The organism is Pseudoduganella aquatica, assembly GCF_009857595.1.
Taxonomy (GTDB): domain Bacteria; phylum Pseudomonadota; class Gammaproteobacteria; order Burkholderiales; family Burkholderiaceae_D; genus Rugamonas; species Rugamonas aquatica_A.
The window spans coordinates 52,145-64,517 of record NZ_WWCU01000021.1; the positions used below are offsets into that span (position 1 = coordinate 52,145).

Consider the following 12,373-nt stretch of genomic DNA (forward strand, 5'->3'; position numbering starts at 1 on the left):
AGAGGCGGTCAGTTCAATGCTTTGAGTTTAGCAAAGGATAGTCGCGTTGCTTGTAGGACAGCGCCGCGTCGTCAGGTAGGAAGGCAAGTTGTTCCATGCGGCAACATCTTTTCTTTCACCGTATATGTTGCGCAAGAGCAACAGCGGACACCAGCTCGGCCGGCTCCACCGGTTTCGACACATGGTCGCGGAAACCGCACTCCAGCGCGCGTAGCCTGTCCTCGGAGCGGGCGAAGGCGGTCAGCGCGATGGCGGGCAGGCCGCCGCCGCGCGCCGCGCCCAGCGCGCGCACCTGGGCCAGCAATTCAAAACCGTCCACGTCCGGCATGCCGATGTCGCTCACCAGCAGGCTGGGCCGCTCGCGCTCCACCAGGGCCAGCGCCTCGGCCGCGTTGGCGGCCGTCAGCACGACTGCGTTGCAGTCACTGAGTATGCGCCTGATCAGGTCTCTTGCGTCGATTTCGTCGTCCACCACCAGCACCCGCAGGCCGGACAGGTCGCGCAGGCCGGTGTCGGCCGGCACCGAGGGCGGCAGCGGGGCCATGGCGCGGGGCTGGGGCGCCGCGCCGTTGTGCCCGCTGGCCAGCGGCAGGCCGACCGTAAAGCTGGCGCCGCGCCCTTCGCCCGGGCTGGACACGGACACGGTGCCGCCGTGCTGCTCCACCAGGTGCTTGACGATGGACAGCCCCAGCCCCAGCCCGCCGTGGCGGCGCGTGGTGGTGGAGTCGGCCTGGCGGAAGCGTTCGAACACGTGGCCGAGGAATTCGGGCCGGATGCCGATGCCGGTGTCGGCCACGGTGATGGCCACGTGGCCGTCCGCCTCGGTCACGCTGACTTTCAGCGCGCCGCCCTTGGGCGTGAACTTGATGCCGTTGGTGAGCAGGTTCCAGATCACCTGCTGCAGGCGGCTCGGGTCGGCCGCCACCAGGCCGATGCTGTGGAAGTCGCGCTCGATCAGGATGTTCTTGGCGTCGGCGGCCGGGCGCACCGTCTCGATGGCGGCGTCCACCACCGTCAGCGGCGACAGGGTTTGTATATCAAGCAACACTTTGCCCGAGGTGATGCGGCTCATGTCCAGCAGGTCTTCAATCAGCTGGGCCTGGGCGCGCGCATTGCGTTCTATGGTTTGCAGGCCCTTGTGCAGGTCGGCCTCGTCGCGGCTGCCGCGCCGCAGCACCTGGGCCCAGCCCAGGATGGCGGTGAGCGGGGTGCGCAGCTCGTGCGACAGCGTGGCCAGGAATTCATCCTTCATCTGGCTGGTGCGCTCGGCCTCGGCGCGCGCGCTGCGTTCGCTGTCGAGCAGGATTTTGCGCTCCTCGGCGGCCTGCTGCGCCGCTTCGTACAGGCGCGCGTTGTCGATGGCCACGGCGGCCTGCGCCGCGATGCCGCCGACGATGCGCTCGGTGCGTTCGTTGAACATGCGCGGCTCGGGGTGGCCGAAGAACAGCGAGCCTATCACCTCGCCCGAGCGCGACACCACCGGCAGCGCCATATAGCTGCGCACGGTCGGGTGGCCGTTGGGCACGCCGTGGTGGGGCGCGTTCTGGCCGTAGCGCGGGTCTTGCAGCAGGTCGTCGCTACGCAGCGTACCTTCGCCGCGCATGCTGGGGCCGAACAGGGTGGTGGCGCGCGGATGGGGGAAGCGGGCGAAGGCCTCGGGCGGCAGGCCGGACAGCGTGTACAGCGTGAGCACGCCGCCGTCGGCGCTGGTGCTGTTGTAGAAGAAGGCGCCGAAGCGCGCCCCGCTGATGCGGGTGGCCGCGTCGGTCACTTCCTGCAGCAGCGAGCGCAGGTCGCGTTTGGAGGCCAGCGCGTTGCCGGTGCTATTGAGCAGTTCCAGGATGGCGCTCTCGTCGCGCAGTGCTTCCTGCACCCGCTTGACCTGGTCGACGTCGGTGCTGGTGCCGAACCAGCGCACCAGGCGGCCGGTGCTGTCGCGCACCGGGTTGGCGCGCGACAGGAACCAGCGGAATTCGCCGTCCGCGCCGCGGATGGGGAATTCCATTTCAAATGGTTGGCCGGTGCGCAGCGCCTCCTGCCAGCGCTGGCGGATGGCGGGCACGGTGTCCGGGTCGTAGACTTCGTCCCAGCCGTGGGCCGGCGCATGGCTGCCCGCCTCGGTGCGCGGCAGGCCGGTGTACTCGTACCAGCGCTCGTTGTACCACACCACGGCGCCGTCGAAGCGGGCGATCCAGGCCAGCTGCGGGATGGAGTTGGCCATGGCCTGCAGTTCTTCCTGGCTCTGGCGCAGCGTGCTTTCGGCCGCCTTGCGGTCGCTGATGTCCTGCACCATGCCGGTCATGCCGAGCACGGCGCCGTCGTCGGCATAGTTGCCGTGGCCGACCACCGACAGCCAGCGCAGTTCCCCGCCGGCGCGCTCGATGCGGCATTCCACGTTGAAATCGTTGCAGTCGTCGAGCGCGCGCAGGAAGGCGGCGCGGGCCGGCTTTCGGTCCTCCTTGAAGACGTGCGCGCTCAGCGCGTCCCAGGTGCTGGTGGTTTCTTCCGGCAGGTCCAGCAGCTCGGCGGCGCGGCGCCCCAGGGTGACCAGGTTGCTGCCGGCGTCCCACAGCCAGTCGCCCAGCTTGCCCGCCGCCAGCGCCACCTGCAGGCGGTTGGCGCTTTCGCGCAGCGCGCGCTCGTCGAGCTTGCGCTTGGTGATGTTCTGGATGGCGCAGGACAGGCCTTCGGCGGACGGGTAGGCGCGCACGTCCAGCCAGCTCTTGCGCGGCAGATAGTACAGCTCGAAGCCCACGCTTTGCTGCTTCTCCATGGCGCGGCGGAACTGCGCTTCCAGCACAGTGCCGAGCAGCTCGGGGTAGGCGTCCCACAAGCTCATGCCCAGCACGTGCTGGCCGCCGCTCTCCAGCGGATGGATGATGTTGCTCGCTTGCGGATTGATATAGGTGACGGTCCAGTTGTGGTCGAGCACAATAAAGCCGTCGGTAATGCTCTCGAGCACGGTCTTGAGCCGCTCGTTGGAGCGGCGCAAATCCTCGCGCGCTTCCTGCATCTCGTGTTCGGCGCGCTGGCGGGCCAGCAGCACACTGTTGGCGCCGCGCATGGCGGCCAGTTGCATGCGTGCTTCTTCCTCTTTGTCGAGCTTGGCCACTCAGGTTCTCCCATTTTGTGGCGGCTGTTGCGGGCAGCGGTGTGGGGCGGAATAACTCATCGGCATTTGCATCTCGGGAGCGGCCCAACCGGGCCGTGCTTTCATTGTAGCCGCCTTGCGGGGTTTACAAACGCACCATTGGCGCCCGGGCGGCGGCACTGGCCAGCATATCTCGCAGCTGGTCGATTTCGTAAGGTTTTTGCATGGAAGTGGCGGGAAAATCGAGCTGGCTGGTCAGGGCGCCGCCGTAGCCGGAGGCGAACACCACTTGCAGCTGTGGCTGGCTGCGCAGCGCGGTGCGCGCCAGTTCGATGCCGGACATGCCGGGCAGGCTGACGTCGCTGAACAGGATGGCGTAGCGCCCGTCCTGCAGCATGGCTAACGCCCGTTCGCCGTCGCCGGCCGCGTCCACTTCGTAGCCCAGCGCGCGCAGCATTTCGCAGACCAGGTAGAGGGCGTCCGGATTGTCCTCCACCACCAGCACGCGGGCGTGGGAGGGCGCGCTGGCCGTGGGCGGCGGCGCGGCGGACGGCTGCATCGCGCACAGCACGCCGCGCACCACGCCGGCGTCGTCGCGCAGCGGGGTGTAGTGCAGGTCCAGCAGCTGATGGTCGGGCGCGCCGTCGCGCCACAGCGGCATGGCTTGGGCGGGGTAGGCCAGCGCGGCGCCGCCCCAGACCGCTTCCAGCGCGGCATGGTTCCAGCCGAACACGGCAGGGATCATGGTCGGCACGGCGCCGCCGGGCACGGATTCGGCGCGCACGCCCATCAGCGCCGCGTAGGCTTTGTTATATAGCAGGATTTTTTCCGGCCCCCAGACGATGGCCATGCCGGCGGGGCAGTTGAGCATGATGTCGACCGACAGCCGCAAGCACGCCGGCCAGCCGGACGGCGGCCCCAGCGCCGTGCGCGGCCAGTCTATGGGCGGCAGGGTATGCAGGCTGATACTTTCTTGTTGTGTCATCCAGGGCCCGTTGTTGCGTCTTTTGCTACGTGGCTTGATGCTACACCAGCGCCGGGCGAAAAAAAAGCCCGCTGCGGGAGCGGGCTGAATCTATTTCCGGTTAGGAGAATAGAGGAGACAGGTGTAACTATGCAACATGCCCTATGGAAAATCCAATTGCAGTTGGTGATGATCAATATCACTTGCATGAATGAAGTGCTGAAGCGACGCCGAACGCGTTTCATGCGATTTCCCTCTGGACAAGCACAATGGAGTTCCCTATAATCTTGCTTCTTTCGACGGGGAACCAGAGAAAGAAAGCGAAAACTGCAGTTTATCAGTGGTTTCCGATGCGGCTGTAGCTCAGCTGGATAGAGTACTTGGCTACGAACCAAGGGGTCGTGGGTTCGATTCCTGCCAGCCGCACCAGTTTTAGAAGTAGTAAATACGTTATTATCGTGATAGCGTAGCAGTATCAGTAGTGGCGATGCGGCTGTAGCTCAGCTGGATAGAGTACTTGGCTACGAACCAAGGGGTCGTGGGTTCGATTCCTGCCAGCCGCACCAGTCTTACTGATATATTGTGTTGTGATGTAGTTTGCGGCTGTAGCTCAGCTGGATAGAGTACTTGGCTACGAACCAAGGGGTCGTGGGTTCGATTCCTGCCAGCCGCACCAGTTTTACCGTAGTAGAGATGTGAGAAGTTTAGCAATACCAAGCGGCTGTAGCTCAGCTGGATAGAGTACTTGGCTACGAACCAAGGGGTCGTGGGTTCGATTCCTGCCAGCCGCACCAGAATACGAGGGCCAGATCGGAAGATCTGGCCCTTTTCGTTTTGGGCTCCTGTTATGATTTGCTGGAATAGCAATCCCGGGAGCCTGCATGACCATCATCACCTGCATCGAAGACCTGCGCGTGCTGGCGCAAAAACGCGTGCCGCGCATGTTTTACGACTACGCCGACGCCGGTTCGTGGACCGAGTCCACCTACCGCGCCAACACCAGCGACTTTTCCGCCATCAAATTCCGGCAGCGCGTGGCTGTCAACCTTGAAAACCGCACCCTGGCCAGCACCATGGCGGGGCAGGCCGTGTCCATGCCGGTGGCGCTGGCGCCGACCGGGCTGACCGGCATGCAGCACGCCGACGGCGAAATCCTGGCCGCGCGCGCGGCCGAAGCCTTCGGCGTGCCCTTCACCCTCTCCACCATGAGCATCTGTTCCATCGAGGACGTGGCGGCGCACACCACCAAGCCGTTCTGGTTCCAGCTTTACGTGATGAAGGACCGCGAGTTCATCAACCGCCTGATCGACCGCGCCAAGGCGGCGCGCTGCTCGGCGCTGGTGCTGACGCTGGATTTGCAGGTGCTGGGGCAGCGCCACAAGGACATCCGCAACGGGCTGTCGGCGCCGCCCAAGCCTACCTTGGCCAATCTCATCAATCTCGCAACCAAGCCGCGCTGGTGCATGGGCATGCTGGGCACCCGGCGGCGCAGCTTCGGCAATATCGTCGGGCACGCCACGTCGGTGTCGGACATGTCCTCGCTGTCGTCGTGGACCAGCCAGCAGTTCGACCTCAGCCTGTCGTGGAAAGACGTGGAGTGGATCAAGCAGCGCTGGGGCGGCAAGCTTATCATCAAAGGGATTATGGACGCGGAGGACGCGCGCCATTGCGTGGAGGCGGGCGCGGATGCGCTCATCGTGTCCAACCACGGCGGCCGCCAGCTGGACGGCGCGGACTCGTCCATCGGCGCGCTGCCTGCGATAGTGGAGGCGGTGGGCAAGGAGATCGAAGTGCATATGGACGGCGGCATCCGCTCCGGGCAGGACGTGATCAAGGCCCTGGCGCTGGGGGCGAAGGGTGTGTATATCGGCCGGCCTTTCCTGTACGGGCTGGGCGCCATGGGCGAGCAGGGCGTGACGCGCTGCCTGGAAATCATCCGCAACGAACTGGACCTGACGATGGCCTTCTGCGGCCTGCGCGACGTGGCGCTGGTGGACAAGAACATCCTGCTGCCGGGCAGCTATCCGCAGCGGCCCTGACGCCTAGCGCCGCACATTGCGCGCGCCTTTGCATGCGAGCCCGTACTGGGTGGCGGTGCAGTCGAGCTGCACGCACTTGGCCGCGTGATAGCCGGCGGCACGGCAGAGCCTGAGTGTTTCCGCAAGCGGCGCGGTGCGGCCGGGTTTGTCGATGGCGGACTTGACCTTGAGCTGCGCAGCCGCCGATGCAGTCCGGGATCGCGGCGCCGATGCGCGCTTGCGTATCCGATCGGGAGCTGATGCGATGGCCGGCGGGGCTTCCTGGCTGCCGGCCTGCGGCGGTGGGAGGGCAGCAAGGAGTGGCGGCGCGTCGGCTGCCGCTGCCGTCGCCGCCGCTGGCTGTGTTGCCAAAGCTTGCTGTGCATATTGCGTATCGCTGGCCTGGGCATGCGCGGCGGGCGCAGGCATGGCGTGGCGCGCCGGGATGGGCGCCCTGGCCAGCACGGACAGCGATTGCTCCACCTTGCTCTCCTTGTACAGCCACAGACCGGCGCCGCCCACTGCGAGCGTGGCGAGCAAAATTGCCGTTCCCGCAGCGGCTCGCCGGCCCCAGCGTGCGAACCAGTGCGGCGCCTCTTCCGGTTGCGAATAATCGGGCGCCGCCGGCGCGCGCCAGACGGGTGGATCATCCGCAGGCCACGGATCGGAGATCGGAGGGGGCGTTGCCCATGCTCCGGCATCCGATGTTGCGGCCTCATGCGCGGCGTGGGGCGGCGCAGGCGGATGGCTGTCGCCTATGTCTTCCTGCAGCTGGGCTTTCATTCCTCAAACCTGCCAATCTGATATCGATCAAAGATACTAGCGGATCTGCGGCGGCAGTGGTGCGCGCTTGCGGCGGTGTGTTAGTGTGTTGAAATAAATCTATAAAAAGGAGCAAAACCATGTGGAAGCAGAGCTTGGCGGTACTGTGCGGATTCCTGGCCTTCTCCTCGTTGCCGGCTGCGGCCCAGAGCGATCCCGAGCTGGCCAAATCGCTGGGCGGCAATGAAATGGGGATGAAGAAATATGTGCTGGTCATCCTGAAAACCGGCCCCAACAAGATGCCGGCCGGCGCCGAACGCGACAACATGTTCAAGGGTCACTTTGCCAATATGCAGCGCCTCGCCGACGAGAAGAAGCTGGCGCTGGCCGGCCCGCTGGACGGCGTGGACGGCTGGCGCGGCGTGTTCGTGATTGCCACCGATAATATCGAGGAAGCGAAGAAGATCGTCGCCACCGATCCTGTCATCATCAACGGCGAAATGGTGGGCGAATTCCACGCCTTCTTTGCCTCCGCCGGCCTGATGGCGGTAGGTGATATTCACAAGAAAATATCCAAGCAAAAATAGGCGCCAAGGTGGCTGGTCGCCCGCGCGGAGTTTGATACGGCTCAAACTTGTCGGCAGCTTCCTGGCGCATTGTGACAGGAGCTTGCTTGACAAGGAGATGGGCATGTCCGATGCTGAAATTCCGGATGACCGCGCGCGACCTGGAGAAACGCATGTACTCCGCCGAGACAGAATTGGCCCTGATACGCGCCACCATGGCGACGAAGCAGGACATTGCCGAGCTGCGCGGCGAAATGAACGCGCGTTTTGCCGGCATCGAGGCCCAGTTGCCGCACTTCGCGACCAAAGCCGAACTGAAAGACGAGATCGACAAGCTGCGAACCTGGATGATAGGCGTCGCCATCGGCCTGTTTTTCTCGCAGGCCGGCATGAGCATCACCTTGTTCTTCCTGCTGAAAGAAGCAATTCTCCGCCATTAAGGTGGATGCGCTCCGCTATCCCACCACGTTGACCGGCTTGCCCGCCGCGAAAGCTTCGATATTGTCGATCAGCTGATCGGCCAGGATCTGCATGGCCTGCGTGCTGGCCCAGGCGATGTGGGGGGTGAGGATGAAGTTGGGCAGGTGCAGATTGAGCAGCACGTTGTCTTCCGGCGGCGGTTCCTTCACCAGCACGTCGAAACCGGCGCCGGCGATCACGCCGGTGGTCAGCGCTCCGGCCAGGGCCGCCTCGTCCACCAGTCCACCGCGGGCGGTGTTGATCAGCAGGGCGCTGCGCTTCATGCGCGCCAGTTCGGCCGCACCGATCAGATTGCGGGTCTGGTCGTTCAGCGGCGCGTGCAGGCTGAGCACGTCCGACGTCTCCAGCAGCTCGTCCCAGGACACATTCCGCACGCCGTCTTCCTCCACCGGCGTGCGCTTGTGCACGATGATTTCCATGCCGAAGGCGCGCCCCAGCCTGGCCACCGCCTGCCCCAGCGCGCCATAGCCCAGCAAGCCGAGCTTGCTGCCCGCCAGGTCGGCGATGGGGTGGTCGAACAGGCAGAATTTGTCGGACTTCTGCCATTTCCCGGCCAGCACGTCGGCCCGGTAGGCCAGCAGGTTGCGGCGCAGCGCCAATATCATGGCGAAGGTGTGCTCCGGCAGCGTGGCGTAGGCGTAGTTGCGGATATTGGCGACCACGATGCCGCGCGCCTTGCAGGCGGCCAGGTCGATGATGTCGGTGCCGGTGGCCGCCACGGCGATCATCTTCAGCTCCGGCAGCTGCGCCAGCGTGTCGGCGCGCAGCGGGACCTTGTTGGTGATGGCGATGGTGGCGCCGGCCAGGCGGCTGGCGGCATCGGCCGCTCCGGTGGCGGCGTACTCGGTCCAGCTATGGCTGAAAACGGGCCGGCGCACATTGGCGATCAGGCTTTCGCGGTCGAGGAAGACGATGTTGTGCGAATTGTTCATTGGGCGGCCTGCTGGCTGGATAGGAGGTTGGGCGTGGTGCGGATGCGCATGCCGGGGTGGGCGGCGAAGTGCTCGGCCACCCACTCCACGAACACGCGCACCTTGGCCGACAGGTGGCGGTTCTGCGGATAGACTACATGAATCGGGATGGGGTCGGTAATCCACTCGTCCAGCACCTGGGTCAGGCGGCCGGCGCGCAGATGCTCCTCCAGCGCGAAGTCCGTCATCTGCACGATGCCCAGCCCGGCCACGCCGGCCGCCACGTAGGCGTTGCTGTCGTTGAGCGCGATCACGCCCGGCAGCGGCATCTGGATGCGCTCGCCGTTCAGCGTGAAGTCCCAGTCGTAGATCTTGCCGGTCTTGGAGGAGAAATAGTTGACGCAGCGGTGGCGCTCCAGCTCGCGCGGGTGCCGCGGCACGCCGTAGCGCGCCAGGTAGGACGGGGCGGCGCAGGTAACAAAGCTGAGTATCCCGATCCGGCGCGCGATCAACGCCGAGTCGCCCAGCAGGCCGCCGCGCACGGCGCAGTCCACGCCTTCTTCTATCAGGTCCACCGGGCGGTCGCTGCAGCCCAGTTCCAGGGTGATGTCCGGATAGCGCTCGAAGAAGTCGGGCAGGGCGGGGATCAGGATTTCGCTGGCCAGCCCGGTGGGCGCGTCCACCCGCAGCCGCCCGCTGGGGCTGAGCTTGGTGCGCGACAGCGACTCCTCGGCCTCGCGCACGTCCGACAGGATGCGCAGGCAGCGCTCATAATAAGCAGCCCCGTCGGCGGTGACGCTGATCTGGCGCGTGGTGCGGTGCAGCAGCTTGACCGCCAGCGCCGTTTCCAGGCCTTGCACCAGCGTCGAGACGCTGGCTTTGGGCAATTGCATGTTCTCGGCCGCGCGCGTAAAGCCGCCGGCGTCCACCACCTGCACGAACACTTCCATTGCTAGCAGTTTGTTCATCTATTTCCTTATTGTTCGGGATTCTGAACAATCAATTCGACTTCATCGTATTTATCGGATTGTAGATCAAGTTTATAGTTCATGCATGCGGAAATGTTACGCACAGCTACTAGGAGTTTTACCATGAAACATCGGGATGGAATCTTTGCAACGATCGCTTTGACGCTGAGTTCGTTCGCCTTGGCCGGAATGATGTACACCGACGCGTACTCGGCAGCGACCGGTACGGAGGTCCGTGGCGTCAACGCCTTGACCCACGAGGTCATCGGCGGTGGCCTGGTAGCCTCCGCAGACAGCGTGGACGGCACGACTTCTGCGGCGGTGCAGCAATGATGGAGCAGGCCCCATTGGCGTTGAAGACGCGCGATATCGAAGTAAGCGGCGCGCACGGCCCGCTGGCGGCGCGCTTGTACAGCGGCGCCTGGTCGGGCGCCGGCAAGCGCGATACGCTGATCGTCTTCTTCCCTGGCGGCGGTTTTGTCAGCGGTGACCTGGAGGAAGCCGACGAGTTCCTGCGCGGCCTGGTGAGCTGCGACACCGGCTACCTCGTGCTGGCCAGTAATTACACCCTCGCCACTGTCAGCCCTTTCCCGGCTGCGGTGGAGGACGCCCACGCGGTACTGCTGTGGGCAAAAAAGAATAAAACCAAGCTGGGCTGGAATGGCAAGCGCCTGGTGGTGGCCGGCATTGAAGCCGGCGCCAACCTGGCCGCCGTCAGCACGCTGATGTCGCGCGACCGCGGCGGCCCTGCGCTGTCCGGCCAGATCCTCATTATGCCCATGCTGGACCCGGGCCTGTCGAGCAGCTCCATGCGGGAGCTGCCGACATGCACCGACAAGGCCAAGGCGGCCGACGTGTGCGCCGCCGGCTACCGCGGCTACCTGCCCAATGCGGCGGACCGTACCCACCCTTATGCCTCGCCGCTGCAGTCGAGCCGGCTGAAGAATCTGCCGCCCGCGCTGATCCTGTCGGGCGAAGACGACCCATTACGCGATGAAGCTGAACAATACGGCAGCAAACTGATCTCCTGCGGGATCAAGACCACGGTGCGGCGCCTGCCTGCCGCGCCGGTTTCCGACGTCGAAGCGCGCAATGAATGCGCGTGCAAGGTGTTTGCGCTGAGCGAGATTGCCGGCTTTATCGCCGGACTGGACGGTGCGGAGTCCTGACCATGAATAACTAAACAAATAAGTTTACATATTATCTGCCTGCCAGTATATTTGTAAACCAGAGACATTCCATGCAGTAACAATTTTTCCGTGCCTCGTGCGCGGTAGGGCCGTCTTGTCCCTACGTTTTTGCAGTGGCGAGCGGTATCGCCGCATCTATTAAAATTTTTCATACAAAAAGGGATGAATATGAAAACCGAGAAAAACTTCACTGCCATGCTGCGTCCGCTGGCCGCCGCACTGGTCGTAGCAGGGGTGGCAGCCGTCAGCCTTGCAGGATGCGATACCGCCAATGGCAAGACCGCCGAAGCCCCAGCGGCCGGCGGCCCGCCGATCTCCGCCGCTGCCGTGGTGGAAAAAAGCGTGACCGAGACGCAGGAATTCTCCGGCCGCCTGGAAGCCATCGAGCGCGTGGAAATCCGTTCGCGCGTCAGCGGCTTCATCACCGCCGTCAACTTCAAGCCGGGCAGCCTGGTGAAAAAGGGCGACGTGCTGTTCCAGATCGACGCCCGTCCATACCAGGCTGAACTGAGCCGCGCCGAAGCCGCCGCGAATTCCGCGCGCGCCAAGGCCGACCTGGCCAAGCTGGAACTGGCCCGCGCCGAGAAGCTGCTGGCCGACAAAGCCATCGCGCAGCGCGAATACGACGAGAAATCGTCCAGCCTGAAAGAGCTGGACGCCAACGCCCGCGCCGCTTCCGCGCAAGCCGAAGCGGCCCGCCTGAACGTGGCTTACACCCAGGTGGTGTCGCCGATTAACGGCCGCGTCTCGAAAGCGGAAATCACGCTGGGCAACCTGGTGGACGCTTCCGCCGTGCTGACCTCCGTGGTCTCGCTCGACAAGATCTACGCCAGTTTCGACGGCGACGAGGACACCTATTTGCGCGTCGGATCGTCCGCAGCCAAGGGTCAGCCTGTGACCGTGAAAGTGGGCCTGGCCAACGAGACCGGCTTCCCGCACGAAGGCAAGCTGGAATTCGTGGACAACCAGCTTGACCCGCGCAGCGGCTCGGTGCGCATGCGCGCCACCTTCACCAACGCCGACAACGTGCTGGTGCCCGGCCTGTTCGCCCGCGTGCAGCTGGAAGGCGCCGGCAGCGGCAAGCCTGCGCTGCTGATCAACGACCGCGCCGTGGGCACGGACCAGAACCGCAAGTTCGTGTTCGTGGTCGGCGCCGACAGCAAGGCCGAATACCGTCCTGTCACGCTGGGTCCGCAAATCGACGGCCTGCGCGTGGTGCGCGACGGCCTGAAGCCGGGCGAGAAGATCGTGGTCAACGGCCTGCAGCGTGTGCGCCCGGGCTCCCCGGTGACCGCCGAAATCGTGAAGATGGACTTCGATCCGCTCGCGCCGGCGCCAGCCAAGCCAGAAGCCAAGAAAGATGAAAAAGTCGCTGCCGCCAGCACCAAGGCCGGCACCGCTTCGAAGTAAGAAATAAGAAGGA

11 protein-coding genes and 4 tRNA genes are annotated in these 12,373 nt (G+C 64.7%); 10 read left to right on the plus strand and 5 right to left on the minus strand.

Annotation, left to right across the window (positions count from 1 at the left end; translation table 11 throughout):
• Positions 1-115 precede the first annotated feature (115 nt).
• Positions 116-3,112 (minus strand): hybrid sensor histidine kinase/response regulator, encoded by a 2,997-nt coding sequence (locus GTP77_RS18125; protein WP_228896211.1) that lies wholly within the window; start codon positions 3,110-3,112, stop codon positions 116-118.
• Between the two features lie 124 nt (positions 3,113-3,236).
• Entirely contained in the window at positions 3,237-4,076 is an 840-nt protein-coding gene (locus tag GTP77_RS18130) for a response regulator (RefSeq protein ID WP_161073551.1), read from the minus strand.
• 331 nt (positions 4,077-4,407) lie between these two features.
• Here GTP77_RS18130 and GTP77_RS18135 point away from each other — a divergent pair.
• The 5 genes from GTP77_RS18135 to GTP77_RS18155 all read left to right on the plus strand — a co-directional run bounded on the left by GTP77_RS18135 (position 4,408) and on the right by GTP77_RS18155 (position 6,094).
• A tRNA-Arg gene (locus tag GTP77_RS18135) sits at positions 4,408-4,484 on the plus strand.
• A 60-nt stretch (positions 4,485-4,544) separates the two neighbouring features.
• Positions 4,545-4,621, plus strand: a tRNA-Arg gene (locus GTP77_RS18140).
• A gap of 33 nt (positions 4,622-4,654) precedes the next feature.
• Positions 4,655-4,731: transfer RNA gene (locus GTP77_RS18145), tRNA-Arg, on the plus strand.
• A 41-nt stretch (positions 4,732-4,772) separates the two neighbouring features.
• Positions 4,773-4,849 (plus strand) — tRNA-Arg (locus tag GTP77_RS18150).
• An 87-nt stretch (positions 4,850-4,936) separates the two neighbouring features.
• Entirely contained in the window at positions 4,937-6,094 is a 1,158-nt protein-coding gene (locus GTP77_RS18155; protein ID WP_161073552.1) for an alpha-hydroxy acid oxidase, read from the plus strand.
• Positions 6,095-6,097: 3 nt separating this feature from the next.
• On the opposite strand, the gene GTP77_RS18160 is transcribed toward GTP77_RS18155, so the two are convergent.
• Positions 6,098-6,613, minus strand: coding sequence for a hypothetical protein (locus tag GTP77_RS18160; protein ID WP_161073553.1), 516 nt, complete (start codon positions 6,611-6,613; stop codon positions 6,098-6,100).
• 362 nt (positions 6,614-6,975) lie between these two features.
• Between GTP77_RS18160 and GTP77_RS18165 the strand changes: the two genes are divergently transcribed.
• Positions 6,976-7,422, plus strand: a complete 447-nt coding sequence (locus tag GTP77_RS18165; protein ID WP_161073554.1) for a YciI family protein — start codon at positions 6,976-6,978, stop codon at positions 7,420-7,422.
• Positions 7,423-7,532: 110 nt separating this feature from the next.
• Positions 7,533-7,841: a hypothetical protein gene (locus tag GTP77_RS18170; RefSeq protein WP_161073555.1), complete on the plus strand. Its 309-nt coding sequence runs from the start codon at positions 7,533-7,535 to the stop codon at positions 7,839-7,841.
• Positions 7,842-7,856: 15 nt separating this feature from the next.
• On the opposite strand, the gene GTP77_RS18175 is transcribed toward GTP77_RS18170, so the two are convergent.
• Both GTP77_RS18175 and GTP77_RS18180 read right to left on the minus strand, forming a co-directional pair.
• Positions 7,857-8,813, minus strand: coding sequence for a D-2-hydroxyacid dehydrogenase (locus GTP77_RS18175; protein WP_161073556.1), 957 nt, complete (start codon positions 8,811-8,813; stop codon positions 7,857-7,859).
• The gene (locus tag GTP77_RS18180) at positions 8,810-9,760 is read right to left on the minus strand and encodes a LysR family transcriptional regulator (RefSeq protein ID WP_161073557.1); all 951 of its coding nucleotides are present in this window, start codon (positions 9,758-9,760) and stop codon (positions 8,810-8,812) included. Before GTP77_RS18180 ends, GTP77_RS18175 begins: the two co-directional genes overlap by 4 nt.
• 123 nt (positions 9,761-9,883) lie before the next feature.
• On the opposite strand from GTP77_RS18180, the gene GTP77_RS18185 reads away from it, so the two are divergent.
• The 3 genes from GTP77_RS18185 (at position 9,884) to GTP77_RS18195 (ending at position 12,360) form a co-directional block, all read left to right on the plus strand.
• Positions 9,884-10,093 (plus strand): hypothetical protein, encoded by a 210-nt coding sequence (locus GTP77_RS18185; protein WP_161073558.1) that lies wholly within the window; start codon positions 9,884-9,886, stop codon positions 10,091-10,093.
• Positions 10,090-10,929: an alpha/beta hydrolase gene (locus tag GTP77_RS18190; protein ID WP_161073559.1), complete on the plus strand. Its 840-nt coding sequence runs from the start codon at positions 10,090-10,092 to the stop codon at positions 10,927-10,929. The genes GTP77_RS18185 and GTP77_RS18190 overlap by 4 nt, the downstream gene beginning before the upstream one ends.
• Positions 10,930-11,118: 189 nt before the next feature.
• Positions 11,119-12,360 carry an efflux RND transporter periplasmic adaptor subunit gene (locus GTP77_RS18195; RefSeq protein WP_161073560.1) on the plus strand — a complete coding sequence of 414 codons (1,242 nt, stop codon included), beginning with the start codon at positions 11,119-11,121 and terminating at the stop codon, positions 12,358-12,360.
• Positions 12,361-12,373 lie beyond the last annotated feature (13 nt).

What these genes read in the sequence shown, in the direction of transcription:
- GTP77_RS18130 (WP_161073551.1), bottom strand. Translation starts at nt 4,076, where the DNA reads ATGACACAACAAGAAAGTATCAGCCTGCATACCCTGCCGCCCATAGAC.
- GTP77_RS18155 (WP_161073552.1), top strand. Translation starts at nt 4,937, where the DNA reads ATGACCATCATCACCTGCATCGAAGACCTGCGCGTGCTGGCGCAAAAA.
- GTP77_RS18165 (WP_161073554.1), top strand. Translation starts at nt 6,976, where the DNA reads ATGTGGAAGCAGAGCTTGGCGGTACTGTGCGGATTCCTGGCCTTCTCC.
- GTP77_RS18170 (WP_161073555.1), top strand. Translation starts at nt 7,533, where the DNA reads ATGCTGAAATTCCGGATGACCGCGCGCGACCTGGAGAAACGCATGTAC.
- GTP77_RS18175 (WP_161073556.1), bottom strand. Translation starts at nt 8,813, where the DNA reads ATGAACAATTCGCACAACATCGTCTTCCTCGACCGCGAAAGCCTGATC.
- GTP77_RS18180 (WP_161073557.1), bottom strand. Translation starts at nt 9,760, where the DNA reads ATGAACAAACTGCTAGCAATGGAAGTGTTCGTGCAGGTGGTGGACGCC.
- GTP77_RS18185 (WP_161073558.1), top strand. Translation starts at nt 9,884, where the DNA reads ATGAAACATCGGGATGGAATCTTTGCAACGATCGCTTTGACGCTGAGT.
- GTP77_RS18190 (WP_161073559.1), top strand. Translation starts at nt 10,090, where the DNA reads ATGATGGAGCAGGCCCCATTGGCGTTGAAGACGCGCGATATCGAAGTA.
- GTP77_RS18195 (WP_161073560.1), top strand. Translation starts at nt 11,119, where the DNA reads ATGAAAACCGAGAAAAACTTCACTGCCATGCTGCGTCCGCTGGCCGCC.